Source organism: Burkholderia lata, assembly GCF_902499025.1.
GTDB classification, from domain to species: Bacteria; Pseudomonadota; Gammaproteobacteria; order Burkholderiales; family Burkholderiaceae; genus Burkholderia; species Burkholderia lata_C.
Genome location: NZ_CABVPW010000002.1, coordinates 1 through 13,747 on the forward strand (window position 1 = coordinate 1; position 13,747 = coordinate 13,747).

The window sequence follows — 13,747 nt, forward strand, 5'->3', positions numbered from 1 at the left end:
AGCATGCGCAGCAACGTCGACTTGCCGCAGCCCGAGCTGCCGAGCAGCGCGAACAGCTCGTTCTTCGCGATCGTCAGATTCACGTTGTCGACGGCCGTGCTGTCGCCGAATTTCTTCACGACGTTTTCGATGCGCACGAATGCGTCGTTCGGCTTGAGCATGTCCGTCGTCGGGCGATGCATCGCATCAGGTGTACTGAATGAATCCCGTTTCATGATGGTCCGTTGTAAGCAGGTAAGCGAATCTCAGGCGTCAGGCGCGACCGGCCGGGCGGTCGTGCGGTGCTGGCGGGGAGGGATCGAGCGATTCCTCGTCCGGAACGAATGGCGCAACGAAACAGGTGTGGGGTCTCGCACGGCGATCGGCGGCCATCAGTCGCGACCGACCGGGGTCGCCGCGCTGGCTGTCATGAAGATTGCATTGGTTTTCATCGGGCTTTCCGCACGTTTCTGTCGTCTCCAGTGCGAATTTTTAAACCCGTCAAAAACCTTTTGGATCGCGGATTTCCGTTCCGGACATTGAACGGGATCGATGTTTGGGGAGGCAAGAAAACGGGGGCACGAGCCAGCCCCGAGCAGCAGCGCGGGCGCCCGGCGGCACGGGCGCCGCCGGGTGATACGGAGGGTGGGGAAAACGAGCAGCCGGGCGGCTGCCACGCGCGGCCGGTGCGCCGCGCGGATCACCTCACTTCGCGTTCAGTTCCTGCCAGCGCCGGTAGACATTGATCGCATCGCCGTGCTTCTGCTGCACCATCGGCAGCCGGCGCTCGTCGATCGGCTTCGCATATTCGGCATAGAACGTGTCGAGCTCGAAATACTTGCGGTCGTCACGGTAGAACGGCGCGTAGTCCTCGCGTGTCGTGATGTAGATCACGCGTTTCGGGCTGCAGTAGTACAGCGAACCGAGACACATCGGGCATGGGCTCGCGAGAATGTAGATCTCGCAATCGGTCAGGTGCTCGGTGCCGAGCTTGCGGCACGCGTCGCGCACCGCGAGGATCTCGGCGTGCGCGGTCGGGTCGCTGGTCTGCGCGACGAGGTTCGGGCTTTCCGCGACGATCTCGCCGTCGCGGACGATCACCGTCGCGAACGGGCGACCGCCCTCTTCCACGTTCTTCATCGCAAGATCGATCGTGCGTTTCACAAAATCCATGGCTGCGTCCTCGTTGAAACGGGTTGGCGGGAACCTGCGCGGCACCGCTGCCGCGGCGCCGCGCAGGCGTCAGAACGGCTTGGTCGGCAGGTACTTGCCGTCGAGCGTGATCACCGCGCGCGACCCGCCTTCGGGATCGTCGACCTTCTTCACGTCGAGCCGGAAATTGATCGCGCTGATGATGCCGTCGCCGAACTTCTCGTGGACGAGCGCCTTCAGCGTCGTGCCGTACACCTGCAGCATTTCGTAGAAGCGGTAAATGGTCGGGTCGGTCGGCACGCGATCGTCGATGCTGCCGCGCAGCGGGATCGACTGCAGCAGCAGCACTGCGTCGTCGTCGAGACCGAGCTTGTCGGCGACGCGGCGCGCAGCGTCCGCCGGCAGCGCATGCTGGCCGAGCAGCGCGGCCGTCACGAACGCTTCGCTCAGGCCCGTGCCTTCGGTAAGTTGCGCGAACGACAGGTTCTTGCGCGCCTTTGCGAGCACGATGGTCTCCGCGAGCGCGTGGCGGGCGGTCTGGCTGTGCTGGGACTGGATCATGGCAATTCCTCGTGGTTGGGTGGGAGCGATTCAGGCCGCGACGGGGAGCGTCGCGGGCGTGGCGCGGACGTCGGGATGGTCCGCCAGGGAGACGAACCGGCCGCTCGCGCCGTCGTAGGCGTCGATGCAGCCCGATTCGATGTCGTAGATCCAGCCGTGCAATGCGAGCCGCCCTTCCTCGAGTGCGAGCCGCACGGCGGGGTGCGTCTTCAGGTTCGCGAGTTGCGCGACGACGTTCTCGCGCACCATCGAGTCGATCCGCTCGCGTTCGCTGCGATGCGTGCGCGCCTCGTTCACGACGCGCGCCGAATCGGCGTAGCGCAGCCAGTGGCCGACGGCCGGCATGTGATCCATGCACTGGCAGGTGGCGATCGCGGTCATCGCGCCGCAATCGGAATGGCCGCAGATCACGACGTCGGTCACGCGCAGCGCGGCCACCGCGTATTCGACCGACGCCGACACGCCGCCCGGCTCGGGGCCGTACGACGGCACGATGTTGCCGGCATTGCGGATCACGAACAGGTCGCCCGGTTCGCGCTGCGTGACGAGTTCGGGCACGAGCCGGCTGTCCGAGCACGAGATGAACAGCGCCCGCGGGTTCTGGCTGCGCGCGAGATCGCGGAACAGTGCGGCGCGTTCCGGATAGGCGTCGCGCTGGAACTTCAGGAAGCCTTCGATGATGTCCTTCATCGCGTGTTCTCCGGTGCGGTTGGAATCGATGAAGGGCAGGTTACGCCGGACTTCCAATAACGTAAAAGACTGATTTATGATCTACCGGATAAGCAGGACTTATAGGAACCGCCATGCTGCTGCGCCATATCCACTACTTCCTGGCCGTCGCCGAGCACCGCAGCTTCACGCGCGCGGCCGCTGCGCTGCACGTGTCGCAGCCCGCGCTGTCCCAGCAGATCCGCCAGCTGGAAGAGACGCTCGGCGCGCAACTGTTCGACCGCACCGGGCGCGTGACGCGGCTGACCGATGCCGGCGACGTGTATTTCCGCTATGCGCGGCAGGCGCTGCACGATCTCGCGGAAGGCCGGCGCGCGATTCACGACGTGCAGGACCTGAGTCGCGGCTCGCTGCGGATCGCGGTCACGCCGACCTTCACGAGCTATCTCGTCGGGCCGCTCGTCGAGGCGTTTTACGCCCGCTATCCGGATGTGTCGCTGTCGGTGCGCGAGATGTCGCAGGAACGCATCGAGGCGCTGCTCGTCGACGACGAGCTCGATGTCGGTATCGCGTTCGAGGACGTGCAGACGGCGGATATCGAAGCGCAAACGCTGCTGGTCGAAACGCTCGCACTCGTCGTGAGCCGCGAGCATGCGCTCGCCGGAAAACGCAAGGCCGGCCTGCGCGCGCTGCACGATGCGCCGCTCGTGCTGCTCACGGCCGAGTTCGCGACACGCGTGCAGATCGACCGCTATTTCCGCGAGCACGACGTGCGGCCGCGCGTGTTGATGGAAGCGAATTCGCTGGGGGCGGTGATCGAGATCGTGCGCCGGACGAACCTCGCGACGCTGCTGCCCGCGACGATCGCGACCGGGCACGACGATCTCGTCGCCGTCGCGCTCGATCCGGCCGTCCTGCGGCGCACGGCCGTGCTGCTGCAGCGCAAGGGCGCGTACCGGAGCGCAGCTGCGCGCGCGTTCGTCGAACTGGCGCTGGCGCAAGGGGCCGAGCCTGCCGGGCGCGCGCGATGATCTCGGCCGCCGGGGCACGCGTCACGCGCCTGGGCACCGCCCGCAACCACGCGTCGAAAGCAAACCGACTCACGGGAACATCGACATGTCGAACCTGTTACGCCGCATGACGCTCAACCCGCTTGCCATTGCAGCGCTGCTGGTGGGCGCCGCCTGGTGGGTCCACGCACAGACGCGTGCCGACGGCCCGTATCGGGTCGTGGGATTCAACTACACCGATCGTGGCGTCTACAGCTTTGTGGTCGACGGCTTCGGCGCCGGCAGCGTGCACGCGCGCCAGTTCGGCGGCGGGGGCGGGACCGTGTGCTGCATGAGCGTGCCGCGCGGCAAGAAAACCTGGCACGTCAGGATCACGTACGATCTGACGCCAGAAGAAGACGCCCGGAACCAGGCGCCCGAAATCGTCGAAACCGACGTCGCCGTGCCGGCATTGCCGAACCGGCACGACGGCTATCTCGAGTTTCATTTCCTGCCCGGCCGCAAGATCGACGCCCGATGGGTCGCGTACCCGACGATGCCGCGCATGCGCGCCGGCGGTTGATCGGGAAACGGCAGCGTGAGGACGCCGCGCGGCCGGGCGGGATACGCGCCCGGCGTTGCGTCAGTTGTACCCGAGAATCGCCACCGACGCGACGTCCGGCCGATCGATCGTATTCCCGACGAGCGACGTCATCGGCTCCTGCAGCACGGCCTGATACGACGTCACGCGCGGCTCTTCCGGCGCGCCCCGCTCATCCGGTGCCGGTTCGTCGAACGCGGCATCGAAGCCGCTGTAATACCCTGCTTGTGTCTGCGAAAAAGTCATCTCCACTCCTTGACCTGATTGTGTTTTAGATGTTCTAACCGACCTGCTTCAACGCCGCCGCCGGCACCGGCGTGCCGTCATGCGCGGCCTCCGATTGCGCCAGCTGCGCGCGCGTGCGCCGCGTGATGTGAATCACCGCGAACACGACCGGCGCGATCAGCAGGCCTTCCGCCAGCTCGGGATCGACCGGCAGGTTCATCACGTGCAGCGCCTTGAACGCCGCCGTGGCGAGCGACAGCACGTAGTACGAAATGGCCGCCACCGACAGCCCTTCGACCGCATGCTGCAAGTGAAGCTGATTGCGCGCGGTGCGCTCCATGCCCGCCAGCAGGCGCGTCACGTCCTTTTCCTGCGCGAGGTTCACGCGGGTGCGCAGCAGGTCGACCGCCCGCGCGATCCGCGCGGCGATCTGCTCGTGGCGCGCCCATACGCTGCGGCAGGTTTCCATCGCCGGCGCGAAGCGGCGCTCCATGAATTCGGCGATCGTCGGCATCCCTTCGATCCGCTCTTCGCGCAGCTCGTGGATGCGTGCCAGCACGAGCTTTTCATAGGCACGCGACGCGCTGAAACGTGCGCCCGATCCCGACAGCGCTTCAACCCGCACCGCGAGATGCGTGAGCTTGACGAGCAGCGCCGTGTCGTCGCCGTCGGCACCGCTTGCGTCCATCCGCTGCATCAACACGTGCAGCGCCGCATGGATTTCGTCGAGCTCGCGGCTCATCCGGCGCGCGACGGGGAGCGCGAGCAGCGCCATCATCCGGTACGTTTCGATTTCATACAGGCGCTGCAGCAGCCGGCCGCCCTGCTCCTCGCGGAAATCCTCGTCGACGACGAGAAAGCGCATGAAGCCGTCGTCGCGCACATGCCAGTCGCAGAACACCTTGCCGCCGCCGAGCACGTTGCTGCCGACGAGCGCGGGCCCGTCGATCCAGCGGCGCAGGTCGCCGCAGACGAGCCGCGCGGCGTCGCCCGACAGCAGTTCCATGCGCACCGCGACGAAGCGGATGCCGGCGAGCCGCGCGAACCACGCGGCCGGAATGCCTTCGATCGCGAGATCGTCGAAATAGCCGGTGTCGCGACGCGGCGCGACGAACGTGAAGGTCGAGAATTCGGTGTGGCGTTCCCACTTCAGGTGCCAGCCGCTCGGCGACTGCACCGCGTAGTGCGTCGCGCCTTCATGCGGCGCGGCAATGCCGGTATCGCGGCACAGCGCGTGCAGCAGCGTTTCGTGGATGTCGGGCTGGCCGTCCGCATAGATCGCGTAATGCGTGAGCGACACGGCTTCGGCGAGCCGCAGGAACGGCCGGGCATGCAATTCCGCGGCCAGTGCGGCGCGCAACGGATGGTCCATCATCGATACACCACGCTTTCCTGTTCAGTGCCGCACGCCGGATCGACCGGCCCGAGCGCCGCGCCACCCTCGGGTGCAACGTCAGCGTGATCGCACTATGGCAGACACACAGCAACAATAAAAACGCATAATGCTGATCGTTACGTTCAGTTTTCCTGATACCCATGAAGATGCTCGATCACGACGTGCTGGCCACCGTCGTCGCCGTCGCGGAAACCGGCAACATGACCCGCGCCGCCGAGGCCGTGAACCGCTCGCAGTCGGCCGTGAGCATGCAGATCAAGAGCCTGGAAGACGCAATCGGGCGGCCGCTGTTCGTGCGCAAGCCGCGCAGCATCGTGCTGACGCGCGAAGGCGAGGTGCTGCTGGGATTCGCCAGACGAATGCTGGCGCTGCGCGACGAGGCATGGGCGGCCGTGGTGCGGCCGGAAGTGACCGGCAAGGTCGTGATCGGCGTGCCGGACGACTATGCGTCGTCGCTGCTGCCGTCGGTCCTGAAGAAATTCTCGGCGACCTACCCGAAGGTCGAGATCCAGGTGATGGGGCTGCCGAGCAGCGCGCTCGCGCCGCTGATCAAGGACGGCACCGTCGATCTCGTGTGCGGCACGCGCATCAAGGGGCTGTCGGGCGACTTCATCCGCCACGAGCCGATGGCGTGGGCCGCGATGACCAACGGGCCGCGCGTGTGGGAAGAGCGGCCGCTGCCGATCGCGGTGTTTATGCCGGGCAGCGTCGCGCGCGAGAACGCGATCCGCAGCCTCGAACGCGCGAAGGTGCCCTACCGCACGTCCTATGAAAGCCCGAGCCTGCTCGGGCTGCTCAGCATGGTCGAGGCCGGCCTGGCCGTCGCACCGCTCGCGCGCTGCGCGATTCCCGCGCAACTGTCGATGCTCGGCCGCTCGCACGGGCTGCCCGACCTGCCGCCGCTCGAGCTGATCCTCGCGCGCAGCACCAAATCGAAGCGGCCGCCGTGCGACTTTCTCGCGGAACAGTTGATGGAAGACCTGCAGCGCCAGACCGGGCAGACCGGCGACGCGTAATCAGCGCGTCGCACCGAACCCGGCCGCGCCCAGCGCCGCATTGACGTTCGCGGCCACCCCATCGACAAGCGCTTCCAGCGTATCGCCGCGCACCTGCCGGTGTTCCGGCGCGACGTGCTCCGTGCGTTGCCAGCCCCACTGCGCACCCGACGCGACCGACAGCGTCGCGCCGAAACGGTTGCCGTGGCGGCGGCCGAAAATGCTCACGCGCTGCTCGGCCACATACGCCTGCTCGGGCAGGCAGAGCCGGATCTCGACCGCGACCTGGCCGGGATCGTTGACGCGCGCGGCCGGGTTGACCGTCGACGCGAACACCTTGCCGATCCGCCAGGTCACGCAGGTTTCCCACGCCGCGAGCGGCCCGCCGGCCGCGTCGACCCGCTCGGTGTCGACCGACCACTGATGCCCGTCGGGCATGACGATCGCCTGATGCAGCAGCACTTCGGCCACCCGCACCGTCGTCACGAGCTGACGCGCGAGCTGCTGGCCCGACGGCAACGACGCCGTCCGTGCGCGGCGGCTTTCCGGCCGCGCGACAGGGACTGCTTCCATGAGGTCCATGACCCCTCCGTATTCAGGATCGGCGCCGCGCACGCGGTGTCGCACGCATATCTGCCGCTAGCCGGCGAATCGCGCGGCGACCGGCAATCGGGCGGCGGATCGAACTAGCCATTCAGGAACGAGCAACAACCGTTCCCCGTTTCACCGCACCGTCGGTCCGACGCGCAACCGTCGCGCGACCGGCCCGATCACCGCATCGGCCTGCTGCGCGATCAGCATGTGCAGCGTGAAATCCAGGTCTTCCGGCGCGATGTCGAAGTGCACGTGAACCACGTCGCGCACGGCGCGCGCGCTGACGACATACACACCGAGCGGGGAATGCAGCAGCGCCGCGAGCCGGGCGTGCGCGTGTTCGCCGGAGTCGGCCGTCATCGTGACGGGCAACTGCAGGCGCGGGCGCGGCGGCGGGAAAGGAATGACGTTGTTGCGTGCGCCGGCGCGCAACTGGCGGCCGGCGACATCGAAGGCGGGAACGGGATGAATGAAGGTCATGGAGCGGACGGAAGCCGTCTCGGCTGTTCGACACATGCCCAGCTTAGAAGAGACGACATAAACGTCGTGCAAAAAAACGCGCCGCCGATGCAAAAAACGGCATGGGGGACACAACACGCCACTGGCCGGCGGCCGGCCGCGTGTGCGGCATGCGCGCGCCGTGGTTGCGCGCCACGGCGTGCGTCAACCTCGACTGCGCCGCGTTCGTCCCTGCGTTAATCCATGCGTTCTTCCCGTTACGCGGCAAACGCCTCGAGCGATGCGCGCCGCCGCTCGTCGACCATCGATTCGATCAGCGACACCAGATCGTCGGTCAGCGGATCGCAGATGCCCGGCGAACGATGGAGTTCGAGATCGGCCGCCGGCAGCGGCGGAAAGCCGTCCGTCTCGTCGAGCACGCGCCAGTTCTCGGGCAGCGTGCAGCGATCGATCATCGTCACGGCCGCGCCGTGGTTCACCGCGATCTTGATGCCGGTCGGGCTCTGGCTCGTATAGACGACGTGATACGGCCGCTCGGCGGTCGCGAGCGCCTGCAGCCCGCGCTGCCGGTAGCAGCACGTCTCGGGAAACAGCGCGAGCGGCACCGACGCCTGCGGGCCGAGCGCGAAATCCCGGTGCGCGGCCCACACGACGTCGTGACGGCCCAGCAGCCGCCCGCCCGCGTTCGACCCGTGCCGCACCACGAGCGCCACGTCGAGCTCGCCGGCCTGCAGCCGTTCGAGCAGTTCGAGCGACGTGCGGCAATGCACGTGAAAGCGCGCACCCGGCCGCATCGCATAGAACGACTTCAGCAGGTCGGGCAGCCATAGCTCCGCATAGTCCTCGGGCAGTCCGAAACGCACGACGCCGCGGTCGCTGCTCGCCTGCTTCAGCGCGAGGATCGCGTCGTTCTGCACCTGGATGATCCGCCGCGCGTGGATCAGGAAATTCTCGCCGTCGCGCGACAGCTCGAGCCGCCGGCTGTTGCGCATGAACAGGTGCGTGTCGAGCCGCTCCTCGAGCGTGCGGATGCGCAGGCTGATCGTCGATTGCGTGCGATGCAGTTGCCGGGCCGCCGCGGTGAAGCCGCCGCTCTCGACGACCGCGACGAATGCCCGGATCAGTTCCGGATCGAGCGAACTGAGCTTCGACCAATCGGGCTTTTGAATGGCAGCCATCGAAATTACTCGCTTTCGAAAAAAGAAGGGAAGACGAAAGATAGGGCTCGGAGTACGCCGATTGTTGTCCAGATGCGCTCGGCCCTCCAACCCCTGCCCGGGTATGACAAACCCGGAGCCGGTACGCGAATGCCCACCCGCCGATCCCGCCCCGCTCGCCGTCACGACGACGGCCGAGGCCCGCCCGGCGGGCATTCGCGTGCCGGATTCAGGGCTTTCCCGGAGACGACGAAAACTCATAGCCCGATCAGGAAACATCGATTCACCGGCCGCGCCACGGCCCACCACAATCGCCTCACACCAACCTTATCGACGAGACACCGCAATGACCGCATCCCAACCCAGGCAGCTTTTCATCGGCGAAGGCTTCGAAGGCCCCGGCGTCAACCTCGCGCACATCAACGTGCTGGTCGGCCCGCGCAACGGCCCGGCGGGCCAGGCGTTCGCCACCGCACTCGCGACGCCGTCGGCCGGCCATGCGCCGTTCGTCGTGATCGCGCAGCCGGGCGTGCCGACCAAGCCGCTCACGCTGTACGTGAACAAGGCGCAGATCGCCAGCGACTTCCACGGCAATGCCACGTGGGGCGCGTCACAGGCCGGCATCGCGAAGGCCGTGGCCGAAGCGCTCGAGAACGGCACGCTGCCGCCCGAAGCGGAAAACGACTGGGTCGTCGTGTCGGCGAACTGGGTGAACCCGCAGACCGACGATCTCGACGCCGTGTTCGAGAACAACTACCGCGCGTGCCGCAACGCGATCGTCGCCGCGATGGAAGGGCTGCCGCATCGCGACGCGGTGTTCGCCGCCGCGCGCGACGTATCGAACCCGTTCTACACCCCGAAGAAAAACTGACGACGACAAGCGGCCGACACACGGCCGCACCTGGAGGAAACATGGAATACGTCCGCCTCGGCCAGTCCGGCCTGAAGGTGTCCCGCCTGTGTCTCGGCACGATGAACATGGGCACCCCCGAATGGAAGCCCTGGATCTTCGACGAAGCGCAGAGCGAGCCGATCGTGCGCCGCGCGCTCGACGCCGGCGTCAACTTCATCGATCTCGCGGATTTCTATTCGACGGGCGTCGGCGAGGAAGTGGTCGGCCGCATCCTGAAGCGCAACGCGCGCCGTGAAGAACTCGTCGTGACGACCAAGGTCGGCTACGACATGGGCAGCTATCCGAACGCCGGCGGCCATTCGCGCAAGCACGTGCTCGACGGCATCGACGGGTCGCTGAAGCGCCTCGGGATGGATTACGTCGACATCTTCATGCTGCACTTCTTCGACGTGAACACGCCCGTCGAGGAAACGATGAGCACGCTGCACGACATCGTGCGTGCAGGCAAGGCGCGCTATATCGGCGTATCGACGATGTACACATGGCAGTTCGCGAAGATCATGCAGGCCTGCGAACGAAACGGCTGGGACAAGCCGATCAACATGCAGCTGCAGCTGAACCTCGCGTATCGCGAGGAAGAGCGCGAGATGGTGCCGTACTGCATCGACCAGGGTGTCGGCGTATCGGTGTTCAGCCCGCTCGCACGTGGCCTGCTCACCTGCGAGCCGCAATCGACGCGTAATCAAACCGACTTCTTCACCGCGCAGATGTACGGCGATGCTTCATCGCTCGCGATCGCCGCATCGGTCGCGAAGGTCGCGAAGCGGCGCGGCGTGCCGCCCGCGCAGATCGCGCAGGCGTGGGTGCTGAGCCGCCCCGGCATCGCGAGCATGCTGGTCGGCGCGGATTCCGTCGCGCAGTTCGACAGCGCGCTCGGCGCGCTCGAAACGCAGCTCACCGAAGAAGAGCTGCACGAGCTGGAACGCAACTACACGCCGTGCGACCTGATCAACGACTACACGGCCGGCAAGCGCATCGCGCGCGAGTCGCGTCCGGCGCAGGGCAGTTTCGCGGCGGACTGAAGGACCGAGGCACTGAAGGAACGACACACCATGAATGAATTTCTGAGGACCGGCCATTACATCGGCGGCGAATGGCACGAATCGCATGGCGCGAGCGATGCAACCTATCCGGTGCTGAACCCGGCGACCGGCGAGACGATCGCGAAGGTCGCGAAAGGCGGCGCCGACGACACGCAGCGCGCGATCGATGCGGCCGCGCACGCGCTTCCCGCGTGGCGCGCACTGACCGCAAAGGAGCGCGGCGCCCGCGTGAAGCGCTGGGGCGAGCTGATGCTGGAAAATCGCGACGCGCTCGCCGAGCTGCTGACGCGCGAGCAAGGCAAGCCGCTCGCGGAAGCGCGTGGCGAAGTCGCGTACGCGGCGAGCTTTCTCGAATGGTTCGCGGAAGAAGCGAAGCGCATGTACGGCGACGTCATTCCGAGCCCGAAACCGAATGCGCAGATCGTCGTCACGCGCGAGCCGGTCGGCGTCGTCGCGGCGATCACGCCGTGGAATTTCCCGCTCGCGATGATCACGCGCAAGGCCGGCCCCGCACTCGCGGCCGGCTGCACGATGGTGCTGAAGCCGTCCGAGGAAACGCCGCTGTCGGCGTTCGCGCTCGCGGTGCTCGCCGAGCGCGCGGGCGTGCCGGCCGGCGTGTTCAACGTCGTGTCGGGCGACGCGGTCGCGATCGGCGAAACGCTGACGAGTTCGTCCGTCGTGCGCAAGCTGTCGTTCACGGGCTCGACGCGCGTCGGCAAGCTGCTCGCGAAGCAGTCCGCCGACACGCTGAAGAAGCTGTCGCTCGAACTTGGCGGCAACGCGCCGTTCATCGTGTTCGACGATGCCGATCTCGATGCGGCGGTCGAAGGCGCGATCGCATCGAAGTTCCGCAATACCGGGCAAACCTGCGTGTGCGTGAACCGCTTCCTCGTGCAGGACGGCGTGTACGACGCGTTCACGCGCAAGCTCGCGGACGCCGTGCGCAAGCTGCGCGTCGGCAACGCGCTCGCGGGTGAAGTCGACCAGGGGCCGCTGATCAACGAAGCGGCGCTCGGCAAGGTCGAGCGGCACGTGGCCGATGCCACCGCGAAGGGCGCGCACGCGCTCACCGGCGGCAAGCGTCACGCGCTCGGCGGCACGTTCTACGAGCCGACCGTGCTGACCGGCATGACGGCCGACATGCTGATCGCCGAAGAGGAAACCTTCGGCCCCGTGGCCGGCTGCTTCCGCTTCTCGACCGAGGAAGAGGCCGTGGCCGCGGCCAACGACACGCCGTTCGGGCTGTCCGCGTACTTCTACACGCGCGATCTTGGCCGCGCGTGGCGCGTGTCGGGTGCGCTGGAGAGCGGCATGGTCGGCGTCAACGACGGGATCATCTCGACCGAAGTCGCGCCGTTCGGCGGCGTCAAGCAATCGGGGCTCGGTCGCGAAGGCTCGAAGTACGGTCTCGATGAATACGTGGAACTCAAGTACACGCTGATGGCCGGTCTCGGCCGCTGACCACCGGCCGCTCCCCGCGGTCGACCCGCGCCGCGCGCCGCCCGGCCGCGCGGCGCCTCGCACGACGCTCGCGGCGGCGTTCCGCCTGCGCGCGCCGCTGCGCATCCGATAACAATCCAGGAGGCAGCTTGACTCAAGCCAACGTTCAATCCGGCTCCGCGCGCGCATTGCCGCTGTCGCGCGGCGCCGACGCGCCGCACCGCCCCGTCGCGCTCGACGACGTGCCGCTCAACCGTTTCCACGTGAAGATCGCCGGCCTGACGTTCGGCGCGCACTTCACCGAGGGCTACACGCTCGGCACGATCGGCTACGCACTGGCCGCGCTCGGCAAGCAGATGCCGATCGATGCGTTCTGGATGGGGATGATCGGCAGCTCGGCGCTGATCGGCATCTTCTTCGGCAGCCTCGTGTTCGGCTGGCTGTCCGACCGGATGGGCCGGCAGAAGATCTTCCTGACGAGCTTCGTGATCATCACGGCGGCCGCGTTCGCGCAGTTCTTCGTCACGTCGCCGCTCGAACTGTGTTTGCTGCGCGTGCTGATCGGCTTCGGGATGGGCGGCGACTTCACGGTCGGCCATGCGATCCTCGCCGAATTCTCGCCGCGCAAGCATCGCGGTGCGCTGCTCGGATCGTTCAGCGTGATCTGGACGATCGGCTATGTCGCCGCGAACGTGCTCGGCCTCGCGTACAGCGACGCCGCGCCCGACGCGTGGCGCTGGCTGCTCGCGTCGGCGGCATTGCCCGCGCTGATCGTGCTGGTGCTGCGGATCGGCACGCCCGAATCGCCGCGCTGGCTGCTCGGCAAAGGCCGGGAGAAGGAGGCACGTGCGATCGTCGCGAAGCATTTCGGGCCGCACGTGATGCTCGACGGTTCGACGGAGCCGCATGCGCATGGCGGCTTCTCGCGGCTGTTCCAGCGCGACCTGATCCGCCGCACGGTGTTCAACTGTGCGTTCTTCGTGTGCCTCGTGATTCCGTATTTCGCGATCTACACGTTCCTGCCGACGATCCTGAAGACGATCGGCCTTGCCGAAGGTTTCGGCGCGGACCTGCTGCTGAACGGCTTCCTCGTGCTGGGCGCGCTGATCGGCATCTGGCTGACGATCCGGCTGTCGCGGCGCGGCTTCCTGATCGGCTCGTTCGCGGTGACGTGTGCGTCGCTCGTCGCGCTGGCGGTGCTGCCGTCGTCGGCGGCCCTCGCGATGATCGTCGCCTTCGCGATCTTCACGCTGACGATGTCGGCATTCAGCAACCTCGTCGGCGTGTTCCCGCCCGAGTGCTTCCCGACCGAAGTGCGCGCGAGCGGCGTGGGGCTCGCGATCGCGTGCAGCCGGCTCGGTTCGGCGATCGGCACGTTCCTGCTGCCGGTCGGCATCGCGACGCTCGGCTTTCACGCGACGATGTTCGCGCTTGCGGGCGTGCTGCTGGTGGGGATGATCGTGTCGATCGCGTGGGCGCCGGAGACGAAGCATCTGACGCTGGAGGAGGCGTCGGGGCATTGACGAGGGTGGCGGGTTGCTGCGGCACCGGCATTCATCCGGTTTCCGCCTTCA

17 protein-coding genes are annotated in these 13,747 nt (G+C 67.1%); 8 read left to right on the forward strand and 9 right to left on the reverse strand.

Translation table 11 applies throughout. The features are described from left to right. Nucleotides 1-182, reverse strand: a 182-nt coding sequence (locus BDI24065_RS01650) for an ATP-binding cassette domain-containing protein (protein WP_254609667.1), incomplete at its 3' end; no start/stop codon positions are given. Here BDI24065_RS01650 and BDI24065_RS01655 point away from each other — a divergent pair. Beyond that, the gene (locus BDI24065_RS01655) at nt 160-522 is read left to right on the forward strand and encodes a hypothetical protein (RefSeq protein WP_175029720.1); all 363 of its coding nucleotides are present in this window, start codon (nt 160-162) and stop codon (nt 520-522) included. The two genes, BDI24065_RS01650 and BDI24065_RS01655, sit on opposite strands and share 23 nt — an antisense overlap. A gap of 162 nt (nt 523-684) precedes the next feature. On the opposite strand, the gene BDI24065_RS01660 is transcribed toward BDI24065_RS01655, so the two are convergent. The 3 genes from BDI24065_RS01660 to BDI24065_RS01670 form a co-directional block, all read right to left on the reverse strand. Beyond that, a complete protein-coding gene (locus BDI24065_RS01660) occupies nt 685-1,152 on the reverse strand; it encodes a nucleoside deaminase (RefSeq protein WP_175029724.1) in 468 nt (155 codons plus the stop codon). Between the two features lie 69 nt (nt 1,153-1,221). Beyond that, nucleotides 1,222-1,692, reverse strand: coding sequence for a cyanase (cynS, locus tag BDI24065_RS01665; protein WP_175029725.1), 471 nt, complete (start codon nt 1,690-1,692; stop codon nt 1,222-1,224). Nucleotides 1,693-1,722: 30 nt separating this feature from the next. Further along, complete coding sequence (locus tag BDI24065_RS01670) at nt 1,723-2,382, reverse strand: carbonic anhydrase (RefSeq protein ID WP_175029726.1); 660 nt, start codon at nt 2,380-2,382, stop codon at nt 1,723-1,725. Between the two features lie 113 nt (nt 2,383-2,495). Between BDI24065_RS01670 and cynR the strand changes: the two genes are divergently transcribed. Continuing rightward, nucleotides 2,496-3,392 (forward strand): transcriptional regulator CynR, encoded by an 897-nt coding sequence (gene cynR, locus BDI24065_RS01675; protein WP_175029727.1) that lies wholly within the window; start codon nt 2,496-2,498, stop codon nt 3,390-3,392. Nucleotides 3,393-3,477: 85 nt separating this feature from the next. Beyond that, on the forward strand, nt 3,478-3,933 hold the full coding sequence (locus BDI24065_RS01680) for a DUF3304 domain-containing protein (RefSeq protein ID WP_175029728.1): 456 nt from the start codon (nt 3,478-3,480) through the stop codon (nt 3,931-3,933). 60 nt (nt 3,934-3,993) lie between these two features. On the opposite strand, the gene BDI24065_RS01685 is transcribed toward BDI24065_RS01680, so the two are convergent. Both BDI24065_RS01685 and BDI24065_RS01690 read right to left on the reverse strand, forming a co-directional pair. Next, on the reverse strand, nt 3,994-4,197 hold the full coding sequence (locus tag BDI24065_RS01685; protein ID WP_175029729.1) for a hypothetical protein: 204 nt from the start codon (nt 4,195-4,197) through the stop codon (nt 3,994-3,996). Nucleotides 4,198-4,231: 34 nt separating this feature from the next. Next, nucleotides 4,232-5,551, reverse strand: a complete 1,320-nt coding sequence (locus BDI24065_RS01690; protein WP_175029730.1) for a DUF3422 family protein — start codon at nt 5,549-5,551, stop codon at nt 4,232-4,234. Between the two features lie 161 nt (nt 5,552-5,712). On the opposite strand from BDI24065_RS01690, the gene BDI24065_RS01695 reads away from it, so the two are divergent. Beyond that, the gene (locus BDI24065_RS01695; RefSeq protein WP_011356411.1) at nt 5,713-6,588 is read left to right on the forward strand and encodes a LysR family transcriptional regulator; all 876 of its coding nucleotides are present in this window, start codon (nt 5,713-5,715) and stop codon (nt 6,586-6,588) included. Here BDI24065_RS01695 and BDI24065_RS01700 read toward each other — a convergent pair whose 3' ends face one another. From BDI24065_RS01700 to BDI24065_RS01710, 3 genes are all read right to left on the reverse strand, one after another. Next, the gene (locus BDI24065_RS01700) at nt 6,589-7,149 is read right to left on the reverse strand and encodes a hypothetical protein (protein WP_175029731.1); all 561 of its coding nucleotides are present in this window, start codon (nt 7,147-7,149) and stop codon (nt 6,589-6,591) included. A 141-nt stretch (nt 7,150-7,290) separates the two neighbouring features. Beyond that, complete coding sequence (locus BDI24065_RS01705) at nt 7,291-7,641, reverse strand: hypothetical protein (protein ID WP_175029732.1); 351 nt, start codon at nt 7,639-7,641, stop codon at nt 7,291-7,293. A 236-nt stretch (nt 7,642-7,877) separates the two neighbouring features. Beyond that, nucleotides 7,878-8,798: a LysR family transcriptional regulator gene (locus BDI24065_RS01710; RefSeq protein WP_175029733.1), complete on the reverse strand. Its 921-nt coding sequence runs from the start codon at nt 8,796-8,798 to the stop codon at nt 7,878-7,880. A 325-nt stretch (nt 8,799-9,123) separates the two neighbouring features. Between BDI24065_RS01710 and fae the strand changes: the two genes are divergently transcribed. The 4 genes from fae (at nt 9,124) to BDI24065_RS01730 (ending at nt 13,696) form a co-directional block, all read left to right on the forward strand. Next, on the forward strand, nt 9,124-9,648 hold the full coding sequence (gene fae, locus BDI24065_RS01715) for a formaldehyde-activating enzyme (protein WP_175029734.1): 525 nt from the start codon (nt 9,124-9,126) through the stop codon (nt 9,646-9,648). Nucleotides 9,649-9,689: 41 nt separating this feature from the next. Further along, nucleotides 9,690-10,712, forward strand: a complete 1,023-nt coding sequence (locus BDI24065_RS01720) for an aldo/keto reductase (protein ID WP_174378424.1) — start codon at nt 9,690-9,692, stop codon at nt 10,710-10,712. Nucleotides 10,713-10,742: 30 nt separating this feature from the next. Next, entirely contained in the window at nt 10,743-12,194 is a 1,452-nt protein-coding gene (locus BDI24065_RS01725) for an NAD-dependent succinate-semialdehyde dehydrogenase (protein WP_175029735.1), read from the forward strand. 167 nt (nt 12,195-12,361) lie between these two features. Next, nucleotides 12,362-13,696 (forward strand): MFS transporter, encoded by a 1,335-nt coding sequence (locus tag BDI24065_RS01730; RefSeq protein ID WP_254609668.1) that lies wholly within the window; start codon nt 12,362-12,364, stop codon nt 13,694-13,696. Nucleotides 13,697-13,747 lie beyond the last annotated feature (51 nt).

What these genes read in the sequence shown, in the direction of transcription:
- BDI24065_RS01655 (WP_175029720.1), top strand. Translation starts at nt 160, where the DNA reads ATGTCCGTCGTCGGGCGATGCATCGCATCAGGTGTACTGAATGAATCC.
- BDI24065_RS01660 (WP_175029724.1), bottom strand. Translation starts at nt 1,152, where the DNA reads ATGGATTTTGTGAAACGCACGATCGATCTTGCGATGAAGAACGTGGAA.
- cynS (WP_175029725.1), bottom strand. Translation starts at nt 1,692, where the DNA reads ATGATCCAGTCCCAGCACAGCCAGACCGCCCGCCACGCGCTCGCGGAG.
- BDI24065_RS01670 (WP_175029726.1), bottom strand. Translation starts at nt 2,382, where the DNA reads ATGAAGGACATCATCGAAGGCTTCCTGAAGTTCCAGCGCGACGCCTAT.
- cynR (WP_175029727.1), top strand. Translation starts at nt 2,496, where the DNA reads ATGCTGCTGCGCCATATCCACTACTTCCTGGCCGTCGCCGAGCACCGC.
- BDI24065_RS01680 (WP_175029728.1), top strand. Translation starts at nt 3,478, where the DNA reads ATGTCGAACCTGTTACGCCGCATGACGCTCAACCCGCTTGCCATTGCA.
- BDI24065_RS01685 (WP_175029729.1), bottom strand. Translation starts at nt 4,197, where the DNA reads ATGACTTTTTCGCAGACACAAGCAGGGTATTACAGCGGCTTCGATGCC.
- BDI24065_RS01690 (WP_175029730.1), bottom strand. Translation starts at nt 5,551, where the DNA reads ATGATGGACCATCCGTTGCGCGCCGCACTGGCCGCGGAATTGCATGCC.
- BDI24065_RS01695 (WP_011356411.1), top strand. Translation starts at nt 5,713, where the DNA reads ATGAAGATGCTCGATCACGACGTGCTGGCCACCGTCGTCGCCGTCGCG.
- BDI24065_RS01700 (WP_175029731.1), bottom strand. Translation starts at nt 7,149, where the DNA reads ATGGACCTCATGGAAGCAGTCCCTGTCGCGCGGCCGGAAAGCCGCCGC.
- BDI24065_RS01705 (WP_175029732.1), bottom strand. Translation starts at nt 7,641, where the DNA reads ATGACCTTCATTCATCCCGTTCCCGCCTTCGATGTCGCCGGCCGCCAG.
- BDI24065_RS01710 (WP_175029733.1), bottom strand. Translation starts at nt 8,798, where the DNA reads ATGGCTGCCATTCAAAAGCCCGATTGGTCGAAGCTCAGTTCGCTCGAT.
- fae (WP_175029734.1), top strand. Translation starts at nt 9,124, where the DNA reads ATGACCGCATCCCAACCCAGGCAGCTTTTCATCGGCGAAGGCTTCGAA.
- BDI24065_RS01720 (WP_174378424.1), top strand. Translation starts at nt 9,690, where the DNA reads ATGGAATACGTCCGCCTCGGCCAGTCCGGCCTGAAGGTGTCCCGCCTG.
- BDI24065_RS01725 (WP_175029735.1), top strand. Translation starts at nt 10,743, where the DNA reads ATGAATGAATTTCTGAGGACCGGCCATTACATCGGCGGCGAATGGCAC.